25 protein-coding genes and 1 tRNA gene are annotated in these 22,385 nt (G+C 71.2%); 13 read left to right on the top strand and 13 right to left on the bottom strand.

Going from position 1 to position 22,385, the window contains the following annotated elements; genetic code table 11:
• The first annotated feature begins 78 nt into the window (after positions 1-78).
• The 3 genes from E3328_RS05300 (at position 79) to E3328_RS05290 (ending at position 3,059) form a co-directional block, all read left to right on the top strand.
• Positions 79-2,034, top strand: coding sequence for an ABC transporter ATP-binding protein (locus tag E3328_RS05300; RefSeq protein WP_135363561.1), 1,956 nt, complete (start codon positions 79-81; stop codon positions 2,032-2,034).
• A gap of 135 nt (positions 2,035-2,169) precedes the next feature.
• Positions 2,170-2,535 (top strand): universal stress protein, encoded by a 366-nt coding sequence (locus tag E3328_RS05295; RefSeq protein ID WP_135363560.1) that lies wholly within the window; start codon positions 2,170-2,172, stop codon positions 2,533-2,535.
• Positions 2,532-3,059 (top strand): GNAT family N-acetyltransferase, encoded by a 528-nt coding sequence (locus E3328_RS05290; protein WP_135363559.1) that lies wholly within the window; start codon positions 2,532-2,534, stop codon positions 3,057-3,059. The genes E3328_RS05295 and E3328_RS05290 overlap by 4 nt, the downstream gene beginning before the upstream one ends.
• 30 nt (positions 3,060-3,089) lie before the next feature.
• Here E3328_RS05290 and E3328_RS05285 read toward each other — a convergent pair whose 3' ends face one another.
• Positions 3,090-3,527 (bottom strand): universal stress protein, encoded by a 438-nt coding sequence (locus E3328_RS05285; protein WP_135363558.1) that lies wholly within the window; start codon positions 3,525-3,527, stop codon positions 3,090-3,092.
• Positions 3,528-3,695: 168 nt separating this feature from the next.
• Between E3328_RS05285 and E3328_RS05280 the strand changes: the two genes are divergently transcribed.
• Positions 3,696-4,145 (top strand): universal stress protein, encoded by a 450-nt coding sequence (locus E3328_RS05280; RefSeq protein ID WP_135363557.1) that lies wholly within the window; start codon positions 3,696-3,698, stop codon positions 4,143-4,145.
• Positions 4,146-4,265: 120 nt separating this feature from the next.
• Complete coding sequence (locus E3328_RS05275; RefSeq protein WP_135363556.1) at positions 4,266-5,357, top strand: DHH family phosphoesterase; 1,092 nt, start codon at positions 4,266-4,268, stop codon at positions 5,355-5,357.
• 2 nt (positions 5,358-5,359) lie between these two features.
• Here the strand turns inward: E3328_RS05275 and E3328_RS05270 are convergent, their stop codons facing one another.
• The 4 genes from E3328_RS05270 to E3328_RS05255 form a co-directional block, all read right to left on the bottom strand.
• A complete protein-coding gene (locus E3328_RS05270) occupies positions 5,360-6,409 on the bottom strand; it encodes a phosphotransferase family protein (RefSeq protein ID WP_135363555.1) in 1,050 nt (349 codons plus the stop codon).
• A gap of 7 nt (positions 6,410-6,416) precedes the next feature.
• Positions 6,417-6,848, bottom strand: a complete 432-nt coding sequence (locus E3328_RS05265; RefSeq protein ID WP_135363554.1) for a DUF5807 family protein — start codon at positions 6,846-6,848, stop codon at positions 6,417-6,419.
• 80 nt (positions 6,849-6,928) lie between these two features.
• Complete coding sequence (locus E3328_RS05260) at positions 6,929-7,723, bottom strand: molybdate ABC transporter permease subunit (protein ID WP_135363553.1); 795 nt, start codon at positions 7,721-7,723, stop codon at positions 6,929-6,931.
• A complete protein-coding gene (locus E3328_RS05255) occupies positions 7,698-8,714 on the bottom strand; it encodes an extracellular solute-binding protein (RefSeq protein ID WP_135363552.1) in 1,017 nt (338 codons plus the stop codon). Before E3328_RS05255 ends, E3328_RS05260 begins: the two co-directional genes overlap by 26 nt.
• Positions 8,715-8,779: 65 nt before the next feature.
• Here E3328_RS05255 and E3328_RS05250 point away from each other — a divergent pair, with 65 nt between their 5' ends.
• On the top strand, positions 8,780-9,505 hold the full coding sequence (locus tag E3328_RS05250; RefSeq protein WP_135363551.1) for a TOBE domain-containing protein: 726 nt from the start codon (positions 8,780-8,782) through the stop codon (positions 9,503-9,505).
• A 15-nt stretch (positions 9,506-9,520) separates the two neighbouring features.
• On the opposite strand, the gene E3328_RS05245 is transcribed toward E3328_RS05250, so the two are convergent.
• Positions 9,521-9,949: a GNAT family N-acetyltransferase gene (locus E3328_RS05245; RefSeq protein WP_135363550.1), complete on the bottom strand. Its 429-nt coding sequence runs from the start codon at positions 9,947-9,949 to the stop codon at positions 9,521-9,523.
• 147 nt (positions 9,950-10,096) lie between these two features.
• On the opposite strand from E3328_RS05245, the gene E3328_RS22715 reads away from it, so the two are divergent.
• Positions 10,097-10,225, top strand: coding sequence for a hypothetical protein (locus E3328_RS22715; RefSeq protein ID WP_281275763.1), 129 nt, complete (start codon positions 10,097-10,099; stop codon positions 10,223-10,225).
• A 27-nt stretch (positions 10,226-10,252) separates the two neighbouring features.
• Here the strand turns inward: E3328_RS22715 and guaB are convergent, their stop codons facing one another.
• Positions 10,253-11,737, bottom strand: coding sequence for an IMP dehydrogenase (gene guaB / locus E3328_RS05240; RefSeq protein ID WP_135363549.1), 1,485 nt, complete (start codon positions 11,735-11,737; stop codon positions 10,253-10,255).
• Positions 11,738-12,007: 270 nt separating this feature from the next.
• On the opposite strand from guaB, the gene E3328_RS05235 reads away from it, so the two are divergent.
• From E3328_RS05235 to E3328_RS05210, 6 genes are all read left to right on the top strand, one after another.
• A complete protein-coding gene (locus E3328_RS05235) occupies positions 12,008-12,229 on the top strand; it encodes a hypothetical protein (protein ID WP_135363548.1) in 222 nt (73 codons plus the stop codon).
• A gap of 4 nt (positions 12,230-12,233) precedes the next feature.
• Positions 12,234-13,139, top strand: coding sequence for a DUF5794 domain-containing protein (locus E3328_RS05230; RefSeq protein ID WP_135363547.1), 906 nt, complete (start codon positions 12,234-12,236; stop codon positions 13,137-13,139).
• A 69-nt stretch (positions 13,140-13,208) separates the two neighbouring features.
• Entirely contained in the window at positions 13,209-13,436 is a 228-nt protein-coding gene (locus E3328_RS05225; protein ID WP_135363546.1) for a DUF5795 family protein, read from the top strand.
• 54 nt (positions 13,437-13,490) lie between these two features.
• Positions 13,491-13,667: transfer RNA gene (locus E3328_RS05220), tRNA-Trp, on the top strand.
• A 139-nt stretch (positions 13,668-13,806) separates the two neighbouring features.
• Positions 13,807-14,238: a nucleotidyltransferase domain-containing protein gene (locus E3328_RS05215; RefSeq protein ID WP_167837307.1), complete on the top strand. Its 432-nt coding sequence runs from the start codon at positions 13,807-13,809 to the stop codon at positions 14,236-14,238.
• Positions 14,231-14,512 (top strand): HepT-like ribonuclease domain-containing protein, encoded by a 282-nt coding sequence (locus tag E3328_RS05210; RefSeq protein WP_135363545.1) that lies wholly within the window; start codon positions 14,231-14,233, stop codon positions 14,510-14,512. Before E3328_RS05215 ends, E3328_RS05210 begins: the two co-directional genes overlap by 8 nt.
• A 7-nt stretch (positions 14,513-14,519) precedes the next feature.
• Here E3328_RS05210 and E3328_RS05205 read toward each other — a convergent pair whose 3' ends face one another.
• The 6 genes from E3328_RS05205 to E3328_RS05180 are packed head-to-tail and all read right to left on the bottom strand — an operon-like array spanning position 14,520 to position 22,291.
• Positions 14,520-15,386, bottom strand: coding sequence for a DUF58 domain-containing protein (locus E3328_RS05205; protein ID WP_135363544.1), 867 nt, complete (start codon positions 15,384-15,386; stop codon positions 14,520-14,522).
• A gap of 2 nt (positions 15,387-15,388) precedes the next feature.
• Positions 15,389-16,336: an AAA family ATPase gene (locus E3328_RS05200; RefSeq protein ID WP_135363543.1), complete on the bottom strand. Its 948-nt coding sequence runs from the start codon at positions 16,334-16,336 to the stop codon at positions 15,389-15,391.
• Between the two features lie 18 nt (positions 16,337-16,354).
• Positions 16,355-17,281: a DUF7502 family protein gene (locus tag E3328_RS05195; RefSeq protein ID WP_135363542.1), complete on the bottom strand. Its 927-nt coding sequence runs from the start codon at positions 17,279-17,281 to the stop codon at positions 16,355-16,357.
• On the bottom strand, positions 17,278-18,111 hold the full coding sequence (locus E3328_RS05190) for a coiled-coil domain-containing protein (RefSeq protein ID WP_135363541.1): 834 nt from the start codon (positions 18,109-18,111) through the stop codon (positions 17,278-17,280). The genes E3328_RS05195 and E3328_RS05190 overlap by 4 nt, the downstream gene beginning before the upstream one ends.
• Entirely contained in the window at positions 18,108-20,498 is a 2,391-nt protein-coding gene (locus tag E3328_RS05185) for a VWA domain-containing protein (RefSeq protein ID WP_135363540.1), read from the bottom strand. The genes E3328_RS05190 and E3328_RS05185 overlap by 4 nt, the downstream gene beginning before the upstream one ends.
• Positions 20,498-22,291 carry a vWA domain-containing protein gene (locus tag E3328_RS05180; protein WP_135363539.1) on the bottom strand — a complete coding sequence of 598 codons (1,794 nt, stop codon included), beginning with the start codon at positions 22,289-22,291 and terminating at the stop codon, positions 20,498-20,500. The genes E3328_RS05185 and E3328_RS05180 overlap by 1 nt, the downstream gene beginning before the upstream one ends.
• Between the last annotated feature and the right edge of the window lie 94 nt (positions 22,292-22,385).

The following is a 22,385-nucleotide window of genomic DNA, read 5'->3' as shown; positions in this document are numbered from 1 at the left end:
CTCGGGATGAGTTCCGATACGGGAACGTTTCTCACGGCTTCGACGCGTTTTAGGAACCTGGTCCCCTGAGCGTATGCGATGAGTGTAGACCTCGACGAGGAGGAGGTCTTCGACGACGTGCGCGACCGGGTCGACCGGCCGATGCGCCGGCTGTTCGCGGAGTACGGCCGCGACAACGTCCCGCAGTTCGTCGTCGGGCTGTTCAGCAGCGTCTTCGCTCGCGTGCTGGACCTCCTCCCCCCGCTTCTGTTGACACTGGCGATCGACGCGATCTTCCGCGACACCACGCCCTTCAGCCTCCCGCTGGTCCCCGACGCGTGGCTCCCGACGGAGGCGACGGCCCAGATCTGGCTGACCGTCGCGCTCATCGGCGCGGCGTTCACGGTCGGCGCGGCGTTCCACTGGACGCGCAACTGGGGGTGGAACTCCTTCGCCCAGAACATCCAGCACGACGTCCGCACCGACACCTACGACAAGATGCAGCGGCTGAACATGGAGTTCTTCTCGGACAAGCAGACCGGCGAGCTCATGTCGATCCTCTCGAACGACGTGAACCGGCTGGAGCGGTTCCTCAACGACGGGATGAACTCCTTCTTCCGGCTGTCGGTGATGGTGGTCGCCATCGCGGCCATCCTCGTCTACTGGAACTGGCAGCTCGCGCTGGTGACGCTGGTGATCGTTCCGATGATCGCCTTCTTCACCTACAAGTTCGTCCAGACGATCCAGCCCCAGTACGCGGAGGTCCGGTCGTCGGTCGGCCAGCTCAACTCGCGGCTGGAGAACAACCTCGGCGGCGTGCAGGTCATCAAGACGGCCAACACCGAGAGCTTCGAGTCCGACCGCGTCGAGGACGTCTCCGAGGACTACTTCGACGCCAACTGGGCGGCGATCAACACGCGGATCAAGTTCTTCCCCGGCCTCCGGCTGCTGTCGGGCGTCGGCTTCGTCGCCACGTTCCTGATCGGCGGGATCTGGGTGGTCTCCTACCAGACGACCGGGACCGCCCCGTGGTTCTTCACGGGCGAGCTGACCGAGGGGCAGTTCGTCGGGTTCATCCTCCTCTCTCAGCGGTTCATCTGGCCGATGGCGCAGTTCGGGCAGATCATCAACATGTACCAGCGGGCCTACGCCTCCAGCGAGCGGATCTTCGGGTTGATGGACACGCCGAGCCGGATCGTCGAGGACCCCGACGCCGACGAACTGGTCGTCGAGGACGGCCACGTCGAGTTCGACGACGTGTCCTTCGGCTACGACGACAGCGAGGACATCGTCGACGACATCTCCTTCGACGTGGAGGGCGGCGAGACGGTCGCGCTGGTCGGGCCCACGGGCGCGGGGAAGTCGACGGTGATGAAGCTGCTGCTGCGGATGTACGACGTGGACGAGGGCGCCATCCGCATCGACGGGGCGGACCTGCGCGAGGTGACGATCCCGAGCCTGCGGCGGGCGCTGGGCTACGTCAGCCAGGAGACGTTCCTCTTCTACGGGACCGTCGAGGAGAACATCGAGTACGGCACCTTCGACGCCGACCGCGAGGACATCGTCGAGGCGGCGAAGATGGCCGAGGCCCACCAGTTCATCCAGAACCTCCCGGAGGGCTACGACACGAAGGTCGGCGAACGCGGCGTGAAGCTGTCGGGCGGCCAGCGCCAGCGGATCGCGCTGGCCCGGGCGATCCTCAAGGACCCGGACATCCTCGTGCTCGACGAGGCGACCTCGGACGTGGACACGGAGACGGAGATGCTCATCCAGCGGTCGCTGGACAGGCTCACCGCCGACCGGACGACCTTCGCAATCGCCCACCGCCTCTCGACCATCAAGGACGCCGACAAGATCGTCGTCCTCGAAGACGGGCAGATCGTCGAACGGGGCACCCACGAGGAGCTGCTGGCCGAGGACGGGCTGTACGCGAAGCTCTGGGCGGTCCAGGCCGGCGAGATCGACGAACTGCCCGAGGAGTTCGTCGAGCGGGCGGCGCGGCGCCGCTCGAAGGTCGAGGCCGACGCCGAGGCCGAAGCGGGCGACGACGACTGACCCGGGAGTCGGACAACCGCGTCGGGCAGCTGTTCGCGGGGCGGCCGTGCTGGGGCCGTTTGCGGGGCGGCGGCGGGCCCGACCGGGCGGGTGCAGGCGGGAAGCTTTTTGCGTCCGGACGTGGCACCGTCGGGTATGAAGGTCCTCCTGGGCATGGGCGGGAGTCCCGACGGGTTCGACGCGCTCGACGAGACGCTGGCCCGCGCCCGCGAGGCGGGCGACGACCTGACGGTGGCCGTCCTCGACACGTCCGAGGACTACGACGTCGACGACGTGGAGTCGCGGATCCGCGACCGGGTCGCCGACGCCGAGATCGACGTCGAGGTGACCCAGCTCCCCGGCCACCCGGGAAGTCAGCTCTCGCAGTTCGCCGAGCGCGAGGAGTTCGACCGCATCGTCATCGGGGGCGGCCAGCGCAGCCCGATGGGAAAGATCGAACTCGGCGAAGTCGCCGAGTTCGTCCTGTTGAACGCCGATACGACGGTGACTCTCGTTCGATGACCGGACGCACCTACCCCGACGAGCCGGCCGGCTCGTTCCCGGAGCCCCCGCTCGAGTTCACCGACGGCGAGGACCGCGAGATCCGCATCGAGCGCAGCGGCGTCGACGACTTCGAGCGGCTGGTCGGGATGTACGACGCGTTCGACCCGGCCGACCGCGCCCAGGGCATCCCGCCGGTCAAGGAGGAGGCCGTCCGCGAGTGGCTGGACACGCTCCTCTCGGAGGAGTCGGTCAACGTCGTCGCCGTCCACGAGGGCGAGCCGGTCGGTCACGCCATCCTCGTCCCCGACCGGGAGGCGGCCTACGAGCTCGCGGTGTTCGTCCTCGGCGACTACCAGAGCGCCGGGATCGGTACCAAACTGCTGGAGGCGCTGCTGGGGGCCGGCCAGGCCGCCGACATCGAGAAGGTCTGGCTCACCGTCGAGCGCTGGAACGAACCCGCCATCGCGCTGTACGAGAAGCTCGGCTTCGAGACGAGCAACGCCGAGAGCTTCGAGCTGGAGATGGCGGTCCGGCTGTCCTGATCGGGCGCGACCGTTCTCCGGACTCCCGCGCTACACCGAGAGGACCGGCTGGCTTGCGTACTCGACGACGTACTGCGCGGACTTGCCGAGCGTCTCGTCCGGTTCGGTCCCGTGTTCGCGCGGGACGACGACGAAGTCCGCGGGGAGCTCCTCGGCCACGTCGAGGATGGCGCTGCCGGGGTGCTGGCGCAGCCGCGACCGCGAGAAGCCGACGACCGTCGAGTGGGTGACCGACACGCCGTCGGCGAACTCGGCGGCGTCGTCGGCGAACGACACCTGCTCGTCGGCGACCGCCTCGGGGTCGACCTCGCCGGTCTCGATCCCGCGCTTGACCGGCTCGTCGATCACGTGTAGCACGTGGACGGCCGCGTCGTACCGGTCGGCGATCGCGAGCCCGTAGCGGACGGCCTGTTCGGCCTGGTCCGTCGCGTCGACCGGCACGAGGACCTGCTCGATGTCCAGCGTCATTGTCTCCGGGTCGGTGGGGCGAGGGGAAAAAGACACCGGGGTCGAACTGTCGCCGCGCCGACGACGGCACCGCCGGAGCGAGGCGGCGGCTCTGGACGGCCCGACGACCAGGCCACGGCCGCGCCGGGGATGGCGTGGTTTATATCACTGGGCGCGGATCACTCGACCATGTTCGACACGGTGGTCATCGCGACCGACGGCTCGGACAGCGCCTCGCGGGCCGTCGACGTGGCGCTGGACTTCGCCGGCAAGTTCGGGGCGGAGGTCCACGCGCTGTACGTGGTCGACAGGGGGGACGTGGCGGCGTCGCCGGACGAGCTCAGGAAGGAACTCGTCGACGCGCTGGAGGCCGCCGCCGAGGAGGCGCTCGACGACGTGCGCGAGCGCACCGAGGGGTCGGTCGAGACGGCCGTCCGCAACGGCCGCCCGGGCACCGAGATCACCAACTACGCCGAGGAGGTCGACGCCGACGCGGTCGCGCTCGGGACGCGCGGCCGCCACGGCGACCACGGGTTCGTCCTCGGCAGCGTCGCCGAGGCGGTCGTCCGCCGCTGTGACCGCCCCGTGCTCACCGTCCGCCAGCTCGACGAGGGCGAGGTCGCGCCGGGCGAGGCCTGACGACCGGCCGCGTTCGGCGCCGCCGCCAGAGGCCCGGACGGCGCCTGTCCGGGACTGCGACCGGAACCGACCGGGACCCGCAACCGGGGGCTTCATACCCGCTCGGGCGCTCTCGCCCGTATGGACGACCGCATCATCGACGGCGACCGGCTCCCGCTCGAACGGAAGTCGGTCCTGCCGGGCGAGGGCTTCTTCTACCCCGATTCGCTGCGCGAGACGAAAAAGGAGAGCGAGGCCGTCGAGGCGCTGTCCGGCGCCGAGACGGTCGTGATCGCCGACACCGACGCCGACGGGCTGGGCTGCGTCGCGCTCGTCCGCGAGGTCCACGGCGACGACGCCGCCCTGGTCCCCTCCGGACCCCACGAACTGCGCCAGAGCATCGAGTGGGCCGTCGAGTACGCCCCCGACGACGCCGTCGTCTTCATCTGCGACCTCTGTCCCGACAGCGAGGGCGACATCGAGGGGATCGAGACGCTGGCGGAACGGACGACGGTCCGCTGGTTCGACCACCACCAGTGGGACGACGACCTCGCGGCCGCCGTCGAGGCCGCCGGGGTCGAGTTGACCGTCGGCGACTCCGACGAGGTCTGCACGACCGACGTGGCCCTCTCGGAACTCGACTACGGCTTCCCCGAGAAGTTCGAGGCGCTCGCGCGGGTCACCCGCGACCACGACCTGTGGATCAAGGAAGACGAGCGCAGCGACGACCTGGCCGACTACGCGATGTGGGCCGAGCCGGAGGAGTACGTCCGCGTCATCCGCCGCTACGGCGTCGACTTCCCCGAGGCCGTCGAGGAGTTCCTCGCCGAGGAGCGCGTCGAGAAGGAGGCGCTGATCGAGAAGGCCGTCGAACGGGGCGAGCTCCGTGAGGTCGGTCAGTGGACCGTCGGCGTCACCTACGGCCGCTGCTCGCAGAACGAGGTCGCCGAGGCGATGCGCCGCGAGGGCGCCGACGCGTCGGTGATCGTCAAGCCCGCGGGGAGCGCCTCGATCCGCGGCTCGGAGGGTTTCGAGCGCGCCCACGAGGTCGCCGAGCAGGTCAACGGCGGCGGCCACCCGCGCGCGGCCGGCTGCAAGCCCGACATCTACGACGACATGCTCGACTACGCCCACCACTGGACGACCCGCGGCGCGGTCGCGAAACAGGCCATCCTCGACGCGTTCCGCGCGCTCCCGCCCGAGGACGAGGAAGGCCTCGACACCGAGCGGTAAGTTCACCGTAGCTCTTTCACGTTCTCCCGGAGTCGCTCGGCCCGCGCCTCGCGCGCGGACTCGTCCGCGCCGCCCCACCAGGCGTCGAACCACCGACACTCGACCAGCCACGTGACCGCGAGGTAGAACGACTGTCGGCGTTCGAACGCCGCGTCGCGCTCGAACCGGGTCCCTCGACTCTCCTCGTACGCGTCGATGAACGCCTCGCGAACGCGCGCCCGGGCGACCGAACCGACGGGCGCCCGCCCGGCGAACTCGCGGACGGCCCAGGCCAGTTCGTATCGCGGGTCGCCGGCCTGCGCCGCGCCCCAGTCGAGGACGGCCGTGGGCTCGCCCGTCCCGGGGTCGGCGAGCAGGTTCCCGGGCCGGTAGTCGCCGTGCAGGAGCGCGGCGTCGGCCGCGAGGTCGAGTTCGTCGAAGCGGCCGTCGGCGTACTCGCGGAGCCGCTCCGCTAGATCCGCGAAGCGCGTGCCGGCCAGCCCGTCGAGCGAGTCGTCGACGATGTCGCGAAGCCTGGCGGGCCACGTCGCTCGACCGTCGCGGACGGCCGGACCGCCGTCCCCGGAGACCAGGTCCCCGAACGCGTCGAACGACCGCAGGTCGTGGATCCGGGCGAGATACCGGCCGGACTCGCGGAGGAGCCGCTCCGCGACGGCCGCCCGACCCTCGGCGGCGACCCCGAGCGGCGGCTCGCCGGGGAGTCGTTCCATCAGGAACGCCGGCGCGGGAAGTCCGTCCCGGGAGCGATAGGCGCCGTAGACTTCCGGGACGGGGATGGCCGTCTCCCGTCCGACGAGTTCGAGCAGGTCGACTTCGACGAAAAACCGTTCCGGGGAGCGACCCTCGACCGGCCCGTCCCTCCGGAAGCACTTCAGCACGACCTCGCGCCGTCGGTCGTGCGCGTCCCGGACCGTGACGCCGTACACGATGTCGCTGCCGGCCGGCATCGGCTCGGCGTCCAGAACGGTCCAGTTAGCGCGGAGTGCGGCGACGGCCGCCGCGACCTGTTCGGCCGAGAGCGGGTCGCGGGGGCCGTACTTCGGGTCGGTCATCCCCGACCTACTTCTCGCCGGCGAGCCACTTCTCGGAGTAGGCGGTGCCGCAGGAACACTGGACGTAGGCGTGGATCACGTCGCCCTCGTTGTACAGCCCCTCGACATCCTCGTTCTGTTCCTCGGCGAAAGCGAAGACGAACCGGGCGTCGTGCGGTCCCTCGGTGTCGTCGCTATCGGGGCAGACCCCGCCGGTCGCGTCGGCGTCGACGATCCCCTCGTTGGGCATCGCCTGTTTCGCGAACGCCATCGGATCGAGGTCGGTCGCGCGCTGGAAGGCGCTGCGGCCGCTGTCGCCCTCGACGACGAGGACGACCCCGTCGTCGACGCGCTCGCCGTGGCCCGCCAGGGCGTCGATCCCCGAGACGGCGTCGTCGGCGAAGTACATGAACACGTCCTCCGGCCGGTCGCCGGCCAGGAACTCCTCGCGGTCGCTCATGTCCGCCGAGAGTCGGGGAGCGGTGAAAAGTGGCGCGGCTCCGGGTCGGCGCCTCCGACCGCTTGCGGGGCGCTCCCGTCTCACTCGGGGAGGACGGGCGCGGACTCGCCGAGCAGGTTGATGAGGACCAGCGCGCCCGAGGCGAGGGCGAGGAGGACGACGGCGACGGGGTAGGCGGCTTCGAGGCCGCGGCCCTGGAAGGTGGCCCAGATCTGGACCGGGAGCGTGCGCGGGTAGTACGCGAGCACGAGCGTCGCGCCGAACTCGCCGGCCGCGCGGGCGAACGCGAGCGTGACCCCCGCCAGGATCCCACGCCGGGCCAGCGGGAGGGTCACGCGCCGAAACGTCCGCCACTCCGTCGCGCCGAGCGTCCGGGCGGCTTCCTCGGTGTGGGCGTCGACGCGCTCGAAGGCGCTCCGGGCGGTGAGGACGACGAACGGCGAGGCGACGAACGTCTGCGCGAGGACGACGCCCGCGACGGTCCCGGTGACCTCGACGCCGAGCAGGCCGGCGAGCCCCTCCGGCCCCACCGCGCTCAGGAGGACCATCCCGCTGACGACCGGCGGGAGCACGAGCGGGAAGGCGACGACCGCGGTGACGAGCGCCCGGCCGCGGAACCGCGCGCGGGCGAGCCAGTAGGCCAGGGGCACGCCGAACAGCGTCGCCAGCGCGGTGCTGACCGACGCCGAGAGGAGCGTGTTCCGGGCGGCGTCGACGACGAACGGCGCGTCCAGCGCCGCGAGCACCGTACCCGGGGGCTGGGCGACGAGCAGCCACGCGACCGGGACGGTGTAGAGGGCGAGCAACAGCCCACCGAGCAGGGGCGCGGCCGTGCCCCACGGCGAGAACTCACGGGCGGTGGGCACGCGGGACATCACCACTGTACTCGGGGAACGTTTCGGGGACGGCGAAGCCGTGGTCGCCCAGGTACTCGCCGCCGACGAGCGCCTCGAACGCCTCGGCGACCCGGTCGGCGTCCCGTCGGGCGACGGCGCCGTAGGCGATGGGGCCGCCCCGCACGGTCTCGCCGGTCGGGAGGTCGTAGCTGGCCGCGCGGTACGCGTCGGCCCGGTCGGGGTCGCTGAGGTCGAGTTCGGCGGGGAGGTCGACGTAGTCGTAGCCCCGATCCTCGGCCATGCTCCGGTAGACGACGGCGGCGTCGAGGTCGCCGGTCTCGAACCGCGAGAGCAGCGAAGTCTCGGGGTAGACGGCCCGCGGGTCGACGAGGGCGTCGCGCAGGCTCGGCCGGTCGTAGTACTCGCTCGCGAGGTTGAGCGCGAACAGCGTGCGGTAGCCCAGCGGGTCCAGGTCCGGGTCGGTCCGCCCGAGCGTTGCGTCGCCTGCGAGCAGCGGGTCGAACCACCGCTCCGCTGTGCCGACGCGGCGGCCGACCTCGCTCTCGGCGTCGTACGCGACCACGAGCGCGTTCGTCGCGAACGCGGCGTGCCAGCCGGCCGGGAGCACGCGGTCGAACAGCGCCGTGTCGGCCAGCGCGACCACGTCCGGGTCGCGCTTGCCCGCGGCGACCAGCCGCGCGGCCGTCACGGAGCCGTGAGCTTCCACCTGTACCCGCCGGTCGACCGCCGCGCGCAGACCCTCCGAGAAGGCGAGCTGGAGGCTGCCGGCGGCCAGAACCGACACCGGCCGCTCGCCGTCGCTGTCGTCGCCGTCCGCACCGACGACGCTCCCGACGCTCCCGACACAGCCACCCAGTCCCGCCGACAGGCCGACCGCTCCAGCCGCGCCGAGCCCGGTCAGGAATCCGCGTCGGGTGGCGCCATCGTCGTCCGCGCCGATGGCACCGACGCCGGAACGCCCGTCAGTGTGACTCGCGGAACGCCCGCCGGCCGACCGTTGTGTCGGCATAGACATATCGACGTTGTGTCGGTCGAGACATAACGATTTTGGTCGGCGGGGTCGAGGGGTTGGGTATGGACGCGGGGTTCGAGGCGCACCTGCGGGTCGGCGGGGGGACTTTCGACGAGCGTGACGCGGCGCTGTTGCGCGCGGTGGCCGCGGAGGGGTCGCTCAACGCCGCGGCCGCGGCGCTCGGGCGCTCGTACTCGCGGGCCCACGCCCGGATCGGCGACCTGGAGGACGCCGCGGGGCCGCTGGTCGAGCGCCGTCGCGGCGGGAGTGAGGGCGGCGGGAGCCGCCTGACGGCGGAGGCGCGCGAACTCCTCGCCGAGTTCGACCGCCTGCGGGCCGCGCTCGGTGGGACGGCCGCCACCGAACGGCTCGTCCTCGACGGCCGGGTCACGGAACGGGACGGCGACCTCGTCACCGTCGAGACCGACGCCGGGACCGTCCGCGCGCTCGCGCTCGCCGACGCCGACGACGTGCGAGTCGCCTTTCGCTCGGACGCGGTGACGCTACACGACCCCGAGAGCGCCCCTGGGGGCGGCGAGACGAGCGCGCGCAACCGGTTCCGGGGCGAGGTGTCCGGCGTCGACCGCGGCGACGGGACGGCCCTCGTGCGTATCGACGTGGGCGCGAGCGACCCGCTGGCGGTGCGAGTCACCGAGACGAGTCTCGAACGGCTCGGCCTGGAGCCCGGCGCGGACGTGGTCGCCTCGTTCAAGGCGACCGCGACGCGCGCGACCGCGGCGCCCGGTGTGGGCGTACGGGACGGCCGAGACCGCACGACCGACGAGTAAGGGCGGGGGTTCGACTCAGAGTTCTTTCTCCATCTCGACGTGGTCGATGCCCGCCTCCTCGAACACGTCGCTGGTCCGTTCGTAGCCCAGCCGCTCGTAGAACCCCTCGACGTGGGTCTGGGCGTGCATCGTCAGTCGGTCGATCCCCCGGTCGGCCGCGGTAGCCTCCAGTCGGTCCATCAGCGCCCGACCGAGCCCCTCGCCGCGGCGGTCGGCGACCACCGCCACGCGCTCGACCTTGCCGACGTCCGGGTCGACCTCGCGGAGCCGCGCCGCGCCGACGGGGTCGTCGTCGACGGCGACGAAGTGGACCGCCTCGTCGTCCTTGCCGTCCATCTCGATGTCCTCCGGGACGCCCTGTTCCTCGACGAAGACCTCGCGCCGGACCGCGAGAGCGGCCTCGCGGTCCGCCTCGCCGTCGGCGACGCGAACGTCGACGCTCATGGGGGAGCGAGGGGGCCGGACGGCCCTGAGAATTGCGGTCGCGGCGCGTCGACGGAGCGAGCCGCGCCGCTCGCCCGACCGGGGACCGGCCGCCGTCGACGGAGCCCGTTGATTTTTTGCCGGTCGCGCACCCATCTCTCGGGTGGTATGTCGGACTTCGAGACCTACGAGTGCGAACAGTGTGGCGAATCGTTCGTCGCGCACGACAGCGCTCGTGCGGCGACCGACACCTACTGCAGCCCGCGGTGTCTGTCGGACGGGAAGGGACTGAACTGACCGAAAACGGCGTCCCGGGGCGCCTCCTCAGGCGTCGTCGGGGCTGTAGTTGGGCGCCTCGTCGGTGATCATCACGTCGTGGGGGTGGCTCTCCTGCTGGCCCGCCGACGAGACCTTCACGAACTCGGCGCGCTCCTTGAACTCGGGGATGGTCTCGGCGCCGACGTAGCCCATGCCCGACTGCATCCCGCCGACGAGCTGGTGGAGTTCGGAGGCCAGCGACCCCTTGTAGGGGGTCGCCGCCTCGACGCCCTCGGGGACGAACTCCTCGTCCTCGTCCTCCTCCTTCAGGTAGCGGTCGCCGCCGCCCTCGGACATCGCGCCGACCGAGCCCATGCCGCGGTACTGCTTGTACTTCTTGCCGTTCATCGTGACGACGCGACCCGGCGCCTCGTCGGTGCCGGCGAAATAGGAGCCGAGCATGACCGCGTCCGCGCCCGCGGCGACGGCCTTGATCGCGTCGCCGGAGTAGCGGATGCCGCCGTCGGCGATGACGGGCACGTCGTGCTGGCTCGCCACGTCGGCGACCTGCGCGACGGCGGTGATCTGGGGCATCCCGGCGCCGGTGACGACGCGGGTCGTACAGATCGAGCCCGGGCCGATGCCGACCTTGACCCCGTCGGCGAAGTCGACGACGGCCTCGGCGGCCTCCCGGGTGCCGATGTTACCGACGACCACGTCGGCGTCGACGGACTCCTTGATCTCGCGGGCGCCCTCGATGACGTTGAGGTTGTGCGCGTGGGCCGTGTCGATGAACAGCACGTCGGCGCCGGCCTCGTCGGCGGCCTCGGCGCGCTCGGCCTCGAACGGGCTGACGGCGACGCCCGCCCGGAGGGCGCCGTCCTCGTCGCGCGCGGCCGCGTCGTACTCGCGGCGCTGGAGGATGCCCTGCATCGTGATGAGCCCGATGAGCCGGTCCCCGTCGTCGACGATCGGGACGCGCTCGATCTTGTGTTCGTACATGAGTTCGAGCGCCTCGCGCGGGGTCACGTCCTCCGGCGCGGTGATGACCTCGTCGGTCATCGCCTCGCGCACCTCGTCGGACTCGCCGACCTCCAGGTACGGGCGGATGTCCGTGCCCGAGATGATGCCGAGCACCTCGTCGTCGTCGCTGACGACCGGCGCGCCGGAGACGCCCGCGCGGGCCATCATCTCGTCGACCTCGCGGACCGTCTGGTCGGGCGAGGCCGTCACCACGTCGCGGATGATGAGCTCGTCGGCGCGCTTGACGCGCTCGATCTCCGCGACCATCTCGTCGACGTCCATGTTGCGGTGCATGACGCCCAGGCCGCCCTCGCGGGCCATCGCGATGGCCATGTCGCTCTCGGTGACGGTGTCCATCGCCGCCGAGAGGACCGGCACCTGCAGCCGGACGTTCTTCGAGACCCGTGTCGTCGTGTCGGCGTCGTCCGGTTCGACGCGGCTCTCCTTCGGTCGCAGGAGCACATCGTCGAACGTCAGCGCCTCCGGTACGCGGAGTTTCTCCGAGAACGGTTCGGGATCGTTCGCCATGTAAACCGTCGCCCCCGCCGGCCCAAAAGCGTTGCGAGACGCCCGCTCCGTGCCAGCCGTTCCCGAGACACCGGGCCGCCCAAGTCCGGCGATCCGCGCCGATCGGAACGGGCGTTCGGTCATCTCGGCACGTGGTTCCAGCTAGCGGGCGAACGGTTCGGTCACGCCGTGTCACGGTTCGTCTCGTCCGACCCGCGATCCGTCGGGAGCACGCCGTATGTGGCCGTCTCTCACGCAATTCTTATACTCGATAGGAAAATAATGATAGATATGGACTCCGCCAGTCCCGTCACCGCTGGCATCGGCCAGAAGACTTCCAGCGACGCCGCCGGCGTCGCGACGAAAGCTTCTGCCGAGTTCTTTACATGGGACTGGAATTTCGGGGTGAAATCGACCTCGACGTTCGGCGCGAAGCGGCGGCCCGCGGTCGCCCGCCGACGCCCGTATCGGAGGTCGGATCACCCACTGGCCACGGGAGACGGCCACGCCTGAGCGCATGAGCAGCTCCCAGCACCCGGTCGCACTCACCGTCGAGCGGCGCGTCGGCGGTGCGACGAAGCTCCTCGCGACCATCATGTGTCTCCCGCTGGTCGACGGCATCTTCCCCGCGCTCGTCCTCGCGGGCGCGCTCGGCGACCCTATCGGCATCCTCGAGGTCGGCCTGCTCATCTTCGGCGGCAGCGCCACGGTGGCCGTCGTCCTCGCCGAGATGGACGGCTCCCGCCGCGAGGTCGCCACGGCGATCCTCGCCGTCGGCGCCGTGCTGATCCCGGTCGCCGCCGTCGAGGCGGCGCTGGCGCCGACCATCCGCGACATGCTGAACATGCCGGTGTTCTCCCGGTTCGCCGGCCTGGTCATCCTCACCGTCGCGGCAAAGACCGCCAGCGCCCGCGTCGGCGAGTATCTCCCCCGTCCGGCGATCGTCATCGCCCTCGGGCTCGTGGCTAGTTTCGACCCGAGCGGCCTCTCGCTGTCGGTGACGACCGACCCCGAACTCGTCGCGCGTGCGGTCGCCGCGGCCGGCGTCGGCGTCGGCTTCGCCCTGCTCGTGGCCCTCCTGGGGCCGTGGCTCCGCGCCGTCGTCGACATCGACCGCTTCCGCTTCGGGAGCGCCGTCGCGCTCGGCGTCCTCCCGCTGTCGATCTTCGGACTCGTTCCGGGGGACGCCCCCATCGCGCTGGCGGTGCTGGGCGTCACCGCGCTGTTCGCCTTCGACCCCGACGGCGACCGCGAGTACGACGGCGTCCCGGGCGACGTGTCCGACGACCCCGCGGTCGCCGACGGCGGCGAACCCGAGGACACCGCGGCAGAACCGGAGGACCCCGACGACGAGTCGGACTCGGTCCCCGGCCGCGTCTCCGACTACGTCACCGCCGACGACGAGCGCGCCCCCTGGCTGTGAGTCCAGCCCGTTCTCGCGGCGGGCGTCCGGAAGCAGAGGGCTTACGGGCGGGCGCGGCGACGTACGGGTATGGCAGACAATCGCGTCGTGCAGGGGCGGATGGTCACCCCCAAGCGCCTGGCCGAACTGATCGAGGGCGAGTCGGTCATGGACGCCGAGGCCATCGAGGACGCCGACCGGGACTGCCCCGAGTGCGGCGAGAACGTGCTGAAGGTCGGCTACATGCCCGGCGTCACCTCCTTCGTCACCGGCTACAAGTGCCAGGAGTGCGACTGGGCCGAGACCGACGAGGACTGACTACGGGAGACCGAAACCCCTTTAGTGGAATTGGGCTTATCCGGTGATGCAGGCGGGGTCGTGGCCAAGTCCGGCATGGCGACTGACTCCAGAGGCAACGGCGCCCGGGACGACACTCCAGCTGATATACTGAACGGGTCGGCTGATCACTGACCCTGTGATGACCCTCTGGAGTTCCGAGGCGCTACCGGAGATATCAGTCGATCGGGGGTTCAAATCCCTCCGACCCCATACCGTACAAAAGTAAAGCGGCCGGCTCTGCCGCTTCTTCTCGACACGTAGAGACCTCACCATCGGGAGGTCCCGGCGGTCCGTCGACAGTGATACGGTCGGCGGGATTCTTTTGTGACGATACGCCGTCGTTTGACCTATGACCGGGAGCGACGAGCGACGGTCGGCCATCGACGCTCCCGAAGCGACGGTCTGTTCCGATCCGGCGGTCGAATTCGCGGTGGTGTTCGGGTCGCAGATCGCGGGCGAACCGAACCGCTCGTCGGACCTGGATGTCGCCGTCAAGTTCGCCGACGACCTCTCCGACCGCGAGCGGTTCGAAAAGCGGTGTTTCCTGTCGGGCGACCTCCAGCGCGAGGACGCTCCCTTCGTCGACCTCTCGGATATCGAGATGCTCCCCGTGGATATCGCACGGGACGCCGTCGACGGGCGGTTCCTCTGCGGAGACGAACGAGCGTTCGAGCGGTTCAGGGCGGACATCGAAGCGACCTTCGCCGAACGGCGCGACACGATTCGAGATCACCAGCACGACGTAATCGACCGGATCGCGGAGGACGGACTGCGTGGCTGACGAACGGGTCGTCTCGACGAAGCTCGAACAGATCGAGCAGTATCATGGCGAACTGAAAGAGAAACAGCAGACGCTATCACGGGACGAGTTCCTCCGGGACACCACCGAGCAGCGCGCCGTCGAGCGGATGTTCGAGAACGCTATCCGGGCCAGTTCCGACCTCGCTCAGCACGTCGCCACGCAGGATGAAGTGTACGAGACGCTCCAGACGGGACTCGCCGTGTACGATTCGTACAGCCGGCAGGTGGCTCAGTGGTTCCGAGACGACGAATGATGCGGCGTCACCCCAGCCACACGCTCGCGAACGAGTCGAAGTACTCGTCGCCGGTGTCGACCAGCACGTGGTCGGCTCCCAGCCCCGTCACTCGATTCTTCACCTCGTCGACGTGGGCGTCGAGCCGTGACCGATACGTGTCGGCCAGCGACTGGCTGAAATACGAGCGTCGAGTCGTCTCGCTCTCCGGATCGGCGAACAGCGCGTCGCCCACCACGTCGGGGTCGCGCTCGTCGGGGGCCATCACCCGCACGAGCAACACGTCGACGTCGTTGCGCGCCAGCGCCGACACGCCCGATTCGATCTCTTCGGGATCAGCCAGGCAGTCGGTCAACACGACGACGAGCGACCGCGAGCGGATCCGGTCCGCGTAGGCTTCGAGCACCGCCTCGAAGTCGGCCTCGCCCTCCGGGTCGAGCCCGTTGACCTGGTCGATCAGCGCGAGCACCTCGCCGCGGTTGGAGCGGCCCGTGTCCAGCCGTTCGGAGCGCTCGCCCATCGTGGAAAACCGGAAGTCGTTGTGCTCCTCGGCGGTGAGATAGCAGAACCCGAGTCCGATCTTCGCGGCGTACTCGAACTTGTGGGCCGGCCCCTCGCCGTAGTCCATCGACGCCGAGGCGTCGAGCAGGACGTGGACCGTGAGGTTGCGCTCCTCCTCGAACTGCTTGATGTAGTACTCCTCGGTGCGGGCGAACAGCTTCCAGTCGACGAGGCGGGTGTCGTCGCCGGGGGAGTAGCGGCGGTAGTCGCTGAAGGTGAGCCCCTCGCCGACGCGGGGGGACTGCTGTTCGCCCTGGCGGAGGGCGGCGGTCTCCCGGTCGAGCGCCGCGTCGAAGCGGTCGAGTTCGTCGAGGAAGTCCGGGTCGATGGTCACGGTTAGAGCAGGTCGGCGATCACGTCGTCGGGGGTCTGCCCGTCCCGTTCGGCGCGGAAGTCGAGGATGATCCGGTGGCGGAGGACGGGCGCGGCGAGCGCCTCGATGTCCTCCTCGGCGACGTGGTTGCGGCCGCGGAGGAAGGCTCTGGCCTTCGAGGCGACGACCAGCGCCATGCTCGCCCGCGGGGAGGCGCCGAACTCCACCGCCTCCGCCTCGCGGGTCCGCCGGACCAGGTCGATGGCGCGGTCGCGCAGGTCCTCGGCGATGGGCACCTCGCGGACGAGTTCCTGGGCCTCGCGGATCTCCGCGCGAGTGAGCACCCGCTCGACGGGCACCTGCTGGCTGCGGCTGGTGTACAGGTCGACGATGTCGCGCTCCTCGTCGGCCTCGGGGTAGTCGACCAGCAGCTTGAGCATGAAGCGGTCGGTCTGGGCCTCGGGGAGGGCGTAGGTGCCGCCCTGGTCGATGGGGTTCTGCGTCGCGAGGACGAAGAAGGGGTCGGGCAACTCGTAGGTGTCGCCGCCGGCGGTCACCTGGCGCTCCTGCATCGCCTCCAGCAGCGCGGCCTGGGTCTTCGGCGTCGCGCGGTTGATCTCGTCGGCGAGCACGACGTTGGCGAAGACGGGCCCCTTCTCGAAGACGAACTCCCGGCCGTCGTCGGTCTCGCGGATGATCTCGGTGCCGGTGATGTCCGAGGGCATGAGGTCGGGGGTGTTCTGGATCCGCGAGAACGCCAGATCGGTCACCTCGGCGAGGGTGCGGACCATGGTGGTCTTGCCGAGGCCGGGGTTCGATTCGAGCAGGGCGTTGCCGTCGGCGAGGATGCACACGAAGAGCCCTTCGAGCACGTCGTGCTGGCCGACGATCCGCTCGCCGACCTCCTCGCGGGCCGTCGCGAGTTTCCGCTGCAGTGCGTCCACGTCGTCCGTGTCGGGTTCGTCTTGCATGAGTCGGAGGGTCAATCGCTAGCTGCCGTTGTCGTCGCCGCTGTCGTCGTTTCCGCCGCCGGCGCCGTTCCCGCCGCGGATCCGCTGGTTGTACTCGCGGACCAGGTCGGCGTCTTCGACCTGCTCGGGGGCGGCGAACTCGGCCTGCTGGCTGTCGACGGCGCTCGAACTCCCGCCGTCGGCGCCGCCCGACTCGCGGTCGGGGAAGGTCCGGTCCTCAGCCACGTCGCGGCCGCCGCCGGACGACTCCAGCTCGGCGGTCCGGTTGTCGTCGCCGGCCGAGACCTCCTCGCGGTCGCCGAGGACGCGGTCGCCGTCGAGCAGCCCGGTGTAGTTGGTCGGCTCGTCCGTCCGGCCGTCGTCGGTCGCGGGCCCGCCCCGGTCGAACAGCGCCAGGTCGACGACCGCCACCTGGAGGGTCGCGAGGCTCAGCGCGGCGATCACGACCGCGACCGCGCCGAGCCGACCGACGTTCAGCAGGCCGACGGCCGAACTCCCCCGCAGGTCGTCCAGTACCTCCTCGTAGAGCCGCCGGGCCATCCGCGAGTCGGCGTCGGCCTCGACCGCGTCGCGGGCGGTCCGCAGCTTCCCGGCGACCTCGGGGTTGACCGCCTCGAACTGCTCGACGAGCGGCTGCCGGACCCGCAGCCACACCGCGAGCGCGAGCGCGAGCGCGCCGACGCCGGCGGCCACGGTCGCGGAGCCGGGGACGGCGACCGTCCCGAGGCTCCGGCCGAGCGCCGAGCCGACCGGCTCCGTGACGCCCGCCGGGACGAGCAGCCGGTCCGGGAGCCACGACGGATCCAGCGCCGCGAGGACGAGGTTGGCGCCGAGGAAGGCGGCCGCCGCCTCGACGGCCGCGGCCGTCACGGCCGCCTTCCAGGCCTCGCGGCGGATCTCCCGGACCGCCGCGTCCATCCGCTCGCGCGGGTCGCCGTCGGTCATCCGTACCCCTCACAGGCGCTCTTGCCCTGGTTCTCCTCCTGGGAGCACAGGGTGTTCAGATCGGATTCCAGCGTCGCGATCCGGTCGTCCTGCTCGTCGACCCGGTCCTCCAGCTCCTCGATCCGGCTGTTGCGCTCGGCCAGGTCGGCCTGCAGCTGGTCGACCTCGGTGGTGAGGTCGTCGACCCGGCCCTCCAGGTCGGCGATCGTGCGGTTCTTCCGGTCGAGGTCGTTCCGGAGGTCGTCCACGTTCGATTCGAGCTCGTCGATGCGGTCGTCGCGCTCGGTGACCGCCGCCTCCAGCTCGTCGATGCGGTCCTCGGCGTTCGAGAGGTCGGTCTCGAGCGTGTCGACCCGGCCGCGCAGGTCGGCGACCGTCGACTCCAGCTCGTCGCGGCGCTCCCGGAGGTCCGCGACCTGGCCCTCCAGCTCGTCCCGCCGGTCCTCGAGGGCGGCCACCTCGCCTTCCAGCCGGGAGATGTTCTCGTTGGCGTTCGCGAGCCGCTCGCGGGTCCGCGCGAGCTGGGTCTCGGTGGTGTTGAGCTGGCGCTCGGTGCGGTTGAGCTCCCCGGCGACCTGGTCGACGTCCTGGGTCCGGGTGTTCAGCTGCGCCCGCGTCTCGTTGAGCCGCTGGCGCAGCGTCGCTACCTCGGTCCGCGTCTCGTTGAGCTCGGCGGTCAGCTGGGCTTTCTCCGTCCGGAGGGCGTCGTTCTGTGACCGGAGCTGCTGGGCCGAGTCCTGGTAGAGGACGGTCGCGCCCGCCGCGCCGGCGGTGGTGAGGACGACGAGGGCGACCAGGCCCAGACTGATCGGTCGGCCGATTGCGCTCACGGGAGACCACTCGTGAGTGACGTGCGACCGCGGTACACTTGAACGCGCCGGACGATCACCTCAGTCGAAAAGACGACCAGCGCGCCGAGCAGCGCGACCCACCCCCAGGTGTTGCGCACCGACCGGACGCGCGTGGACTGCTCGCGGGCCAGCTCGGCGATCCGCGCGCCCTCGTCGGGGGCGAACTCCCGGCCGCCGGTCACGTCGACCAGCCGTTCGAGGTCAGGGTCGACGCCGAGGCGAGCGTACTCGACCGGGTAGTTGGCGGCGTAGGTCGCGTCGAGCAGGTCGTGGTAGCCGGCCTCGCGCGGGGTGAACTCCCCGCGGAAGGTCCGCTCGGCGACCTGGCGGAACGTGACGTTCGCCGCGGTCGGGCGCTCGTCGCCGCGGTAGGTGAGCGTCGCCCGACTCCCCACGCGGGCGTCGCTCACGTCGGTCACGCCCGTCCGCTCGCGCGCCGGGTCGCCGATGGCGTAGTTGACCGACTTCGTGACGACCAGCGAGTCCGGCCGGTCGAGCAGGCCGTCCAGTCCTCCGGAGTCGCCGTAGGCGGTCAGCGAGACGACCCGACCCAGCCCGAACCGCCAGGAGGCGATCGCGGGCGTCCCGTCGGCGGTCGCCACCTGGTAGTCCGCGCCCGCCTTGACCGCCACGTCGTTGGCCTGCGAGGGGTTGGCCGTCAGCGTCACCCCGGAGGTGATGAACGTGTTCTGGCGGACGATCGTCAGGTTCTGCCCGCGGAACTGCCGGGAGGAGCCCCCGAACAGCAGGCGCAGGCGGCTGGTCTCGTCGGCGGCGAAGTAGGAGCCGCCCGACTCCTCGGCGATCCGCTGGAGCGTGTCCTCGTCGACGCGGTCGCCGGCGCCGACGGTGATGACGCGGACGCCCTGGCGGCCCAGCTGGCTCGCGACCGCGGCCGGCTCCTCCACGTCGTCGGCGCCGTCCGAGAGCAGGATGATCGTCCCGGGCCTGTCCCCGAGCATGTCCGCCGCACCCAGCAGGCCGACGGCGATGTCGGTGCCGCCCCGGGTGGTCTGCAGCCGGCGGATCCGCTCGCCGATGGTCTCGCGGGCGTCCTCCAGGGGCTGGCGGTCCGCGATCCGGTAGGGCTCGCCGCCGAACGCGACGACCCCGACCTGGTTGCGGTCGCCCAGCTGGTCCAGCACGTCCAGCGCGATGCCCTTCTGGGTCGAGAGGCCCTCCTCTGCGCTCCCGGAGATGTCCACGAGCATCACGATGTTCGTCCGGCCGCCGGTCGCGTTGCCCATCCTGACCGGGAGCATCGCGGCGATGGGCGACTCGCCGTAGCCGCCCTCCTGGTAGGCGTTCTCACCGCCGACGTTCACGAGGCCGCCCCCGTCGATGACGTGCTCCTGCAGGGCGCTGACGTTCCCGAGCCGGCCCGCGGGCGTGTTCTGGACGACGACGGCCGCGTAGTCGTCGAGGTCGGAGGGGACGGACGTGGCGTTGGTCACGTTGTACAGCGACCCCAGATAGCCCCGCAGCGGGTACTCCCCCTGAGCCACGTACAGCAGCCGCGGCTTCTCGACGACGCGCACGTCGTGGTAGAAGGCGTCGTTGCGCTCGTAGATGTCCTCGCCGTCCACCCTGGCGGTCACCCGGTGGTCGCCGACCGCGTCGAAGGTGTGGTTGACCGCCAGCGACTCCCCCTCGGCCAGCCGCCCGGTCCGTACCTCCTCGCCGTCGATCTCGACGGTGACCGGGACGGACTCGTCGGCCTCGACGCCCGAGAGGGAGACGACGAACTCCGTCGGGAGCCCGACGCTCGCCGTCGACGGGCCGTCGACCGAGACGGCTCGTTCGGTCCGCTCGGGCGAGAGTTCGACGGCGCTGACGGTCGCGTTGAGCGCCCGGGCGTCCTCGGCGGCGACCGCGAGGCTGCGGCCGCCGGTCACCTGGCCGTCCGAGGCGACGACGACGGTCCCGTTCTCCTGCAGGTTGGCGGCGATGCCGTCGCCGAGCCGCGAGTCCGCCCCGCTGCCGACGGTCGCGGTCGTCACCGGGACCCCCGCCGCCTCGACGTCGTCGACGAGGTCGTCGGTCGCGTTCGGGAACACGCCCATGCTCGCCGACTCGTCTGTCAGCAGCGTCACGCGCGGTTCGCCGGGGGTCTCCCGCGTCTGGACGGTGTACGGCCCCATCGCCCCGACCACCAGCAGGAGGACGACGAGCAGCCGACTGGCAAAGAGCAGCCGCCGGCTCCGCGCGGAGGCCGACCGGGGGCCCGCCTCGCCGCGGAAGATCAGGTACGCGAGCAGGGCGGCGGCGACCGGCAGCGCAGCGAGCGGCCAGAGGTGCTCGACGCCGACGGTCAGCCCGTCCAGCGAGTAGGAGACCGCACCCGGAAGCGGGACCGCTCGCGCCATCACAGCTCACCCCGCCGGCGCAGGTAGCCGATCTCCAGGAGGACCACGAGCAGCGCCCCGACGGCGACGAACTCGGTGACCCGCTGTGGGACCGTTCTGGTCTCGGTCCGCGTGACGTTGCCGGTCGGCCCCGACCGCTCGGTCAGGTCGGGGGCGTCGACGGTCGACTCCCGCTCGGACAGCAGGGCCGCGCTCTCGGCGGTCCCGCCGGCTGTGTAGACCCCCGCCTCCCGGACGGTGACCGTCGGTCCCCGGAGCTGCCCGGACGGCCCCTCGATCCGCTCGGCGCCGAACTGGACGGTGTCGCCCGTCTCGTGGTTCAGCGCCGCCAAGGGTTCCCGCCCCGCGAGGTGGAAGACGGCGCGCTTCCAGAAGACGGGGTACTGGTAGTTGTACTTGAAGCTGGACCGCTCCTCGATGTAGCCGTAGTACAGCAGCCGCCCGCCGTCGCGGCTGTCGGTCGCGATCAGGGGCGTCCCGTCGCGCAGCTCGACGAGCGTCTCGCCCGACCGCAGCGACCCGGTCAGGTACTCGTCGGGCGCCTGGAAGTCGATGCCCTCGGTCAGGTCCGTCTCCGTCGTCTGTCGGACCGTGGGCGCCGAGCCGATCGACCCCGGGTCGATCAGCATGAGGTCCCGCAACCGATCGGGTGGGCTCTCCTGGGCCTGGACGGCGACGCCGCCGCCGGCGGCGAGGGTGTCCCGGCCGGCCTGGACGTTGCCGGGCAGCAGCGAGTCGGGCTCGACGTTGCTGTAGACGATCACGTCGTAGTCGCCCTCGACGGTCGTCGGCGGGGTCTCGACCGTCAGGTCGACCTGGTCGACCAGCGAGAGCGCGGTCGTCAGGTAGCGGTTGCGGTCGTTGGTGAGCACGAGCGTGTCGACGGTCGGGTCCGCGGGCGCGACGACCGGGACGGCGTCGTCGGTCGCGAAGTCGTCGCCCGGCGAGAGCCGCGCCTCGCTCGCCCCCGCGGGGACCGGGAACGTCACCGTCGCCACGTCGCCGCCGGCGAGTTCGAGTTCGCGCTCGCGGTCGCCCAGCGAGACGGTCCGCGTGACCGACTCCTCGCCGAAGTTCTTCACCGAGAGGGTCACCTCCGAGCCGCCGAACCGGCGGTCGACGAACCCGACGTTGGCCGCGCCGCCGCCGGCGAACTGCCGGAGGCTGACGCTCACGTCCCGGGCGCGCAGGCCCCGGACGGCGTCGACCCACTCCCCGCCCTGGAAGTCGCTCAGGACGACCACGCGCACGTCCTCGTCGGCGAGCGCCCGCGCCTGGGCGACGGCGCCCCGGAGGTCGCCGGGCGCGTCCGTCGCCGCGAGGTCGCCGAGCGCGTCGCGGGCGGCGTCGGGCGGTTCGCGCCGGACGGTCACCCGTCCGCCGCCGTCGGTCGTCACCACGGAGGTCCGGGTCGTCACCTCCTCGCGGGCGGCGGCGACGGCCCGGTCCAGCCGCGTCCGGTCGCCGTCGGTCGTCGCCATGCTCGCGCTGGTGTCGACGACCAGCACCGTCTCCTCGACGACCGCCCGCTCCTGGACGGGGACGTACGGCGCCGCGAGCGACCCCGCAAGCAGCAGGACGGCGAGGATCTGGATCAGCAACAGGAGGCTCCGGGAGATCCGTTCGAGCAGCGGCGTGACAGAGCGCTGGCGCTGTTCGTCGGCGACGAACTGGAACGTGGGGAGTTCGACCCGCTCGGGGTCGGGGCGGATCAGGTACAGGACGAGGATGGGGACCGCGACCAGGGCGGCGGCGAGCCCGAGCGGTGCGAGGAACACGTCGGAGAGGGCCATTCGTGTTGCGGGAACGACTGGTACCCACATTGGTCTTGTGGCCGGGACCCGCGGACGCGACGGGGACGCGGTCCCTTCTAGACTGATAGCCGCC

The sequence above is a fragment of the Halosimplex halophilum genome, from assembly GCF_004698125.1.
GTDB classification, from domain to species: domain Archaea; phylum Halobacteriota; class Halobacteria; order Halobacteriales; family Haloarculaceae; genus Halosimplex; species Halosimplex halophilum.
Note: the sequence above shows the minus strand (reverse complement) of the source record. Positions and strands in the feature narration are given on the sequence as shown.

Coding starts and splice junctions, on each gene's coding strand:
- E3328_RS22715 (WP_281275763.1), top strand. CDS start 10,097: ATGTCGGACTTCGAGACCTACGAGTGCGAACAGTGTGGCGAATCGTTC.
- E3328_RS05265 (WP_135363554.1), bottom strand. CDS start 6,848: ATGAGCGACCGCGAGGAGTTCCTGGCCGGCGACCGGCCGGAGGACGTG.
- E3328_RS05270 (WP_135363555.1), bottom strand. CDS start 6,409: ATGACCGACCCGAAGTACGGCCCCCGCGACCCGCTCTCGGCCGAACAG.
- E3328_RS05250 (WP_135363551.1), top strand. CDS start 8,780: ATGGACGCGGGGTTCGAGGCGCACCTGCGGGTCGGCGGGGGGACTTTC.
- E3328_RS05255 (WP_135363552.1), bottom strand. CDS start 8,714: ATGCCGACACAACGGTCGGCCGGCGGGCGTTCCGCGAGTCACACTGAC.
- E3328_RS05300 (WP_135363561.1), top strand. CDS start 79: ATGAGTGTAGACCTCGACGAGGAGGAGGTCTTCGACGACGTGCGCGAC.
- E3328_RS05180 (WP_135363539.1), bottom strand. CDS start 22,291: ATGGCCCTCTCCGACGTGTTCCTCGCACCGCTCGGGCTCGCCGCCGCC.
- E3328_RS05185 (WP_135363540.1), bottom strand. CDS start 20,498: ATGGCGCGAGCGGTCCCGCTTCCGGGTGCGGTCTCCTACTCGCTGGAC.
- E3328_RS05245 (WP_135363550.1), bottom strand. CDS start 9,949: ATGAGCGTCGACGTTCGCGTCGCCGACGGCGAGGCGGACCGCGAGGCC.
- E3328_RS05235 (WP_135363548.1), top strand. CDS start 12,008: ATGGACTCCGCCAGTCCCGTCACCGCTGGCATCGGCCAGAAGACTTCC.
- guaB (WP_135363549.1), bottom strand. CDS start 11,737: ATGGCGAACGATCCCGAACCGTTCTCGGAGAAACTCCGCGTACCGGAG.
- E3328_RS05215 (WP_167837307.1), top strand. CDS start 13,807: ATGACCGGGAGCGACGAGCGACGGTCGGCCATCGACGCTCCCGAAGCG.
- E3328_RS05295 (WP_135363560.1), top strand. CDS start 2,170: ATGAAGGTCCTCCTGGGCATGGGCGGGAGTCCCGACGGGTTCGACGCG.
- E3328_RS05275 (WP_135363556.1), top strand. CDS start 4,266: ATGGACGACCGCATCATCGACGGCGACCGGCTCCCGCTCGAACGGAAG.
- E3328_RS05285 (WP_135363558.1), bottom strand. CDS start 3,527: ATGACGCTGGACATCGAGCAGGTCCTCGTGCCGGTCGACGCGACGGAC.
- E3328_RS05280 (WP_135363557.1), top strand. CDS start 3,696: ATGTTCGACACGGTGGTCATCGCGACCGACGGCTCGGACAGCGCCTCG.
- E3328_RS05290 (WP_135363559.1), top strand. CDS start 2,532: ATGACCGGACGCACCTACCCCGACGAGCCGGCCGGCTCGTTCCCGGAG.
- E3328_RS05260 (WP_135363553.1), bottom strand. CDS start 7,723: ATGTCCCGCGTGCCCACCGCCCGTGAGTTCTCGCCGTGGGGCACGGCC.
- E3328_RS05225 (WP_135363546.1), top strand. CDS start 13,209: ATGGCAGACAATCGCGTCGTGCAGGGGCGGATGGTCACCCCCAAGCGC.
- E3328_RS05200 (WP_135363543.1), bottom strand. CDS start 16,336: ATGCAAGACGAACCCGACACGGACGACGTGGACGCACTGCAGCGGAAA.
- E3328_RS05195 (WP_135363542.1), bottom strand. CDS start 17,281: ATGACCGACGGCGACCCGCGCGAGCGGATGGACGCGGCGGTCCGGGAG.
- E3328_RS05230 (WP_135363547.1), top strand. CDS start 12,234: ATGAGCAGCTCCCAGCACCCGGTCGCACTCACCGTCGAGCGGCGCGTC.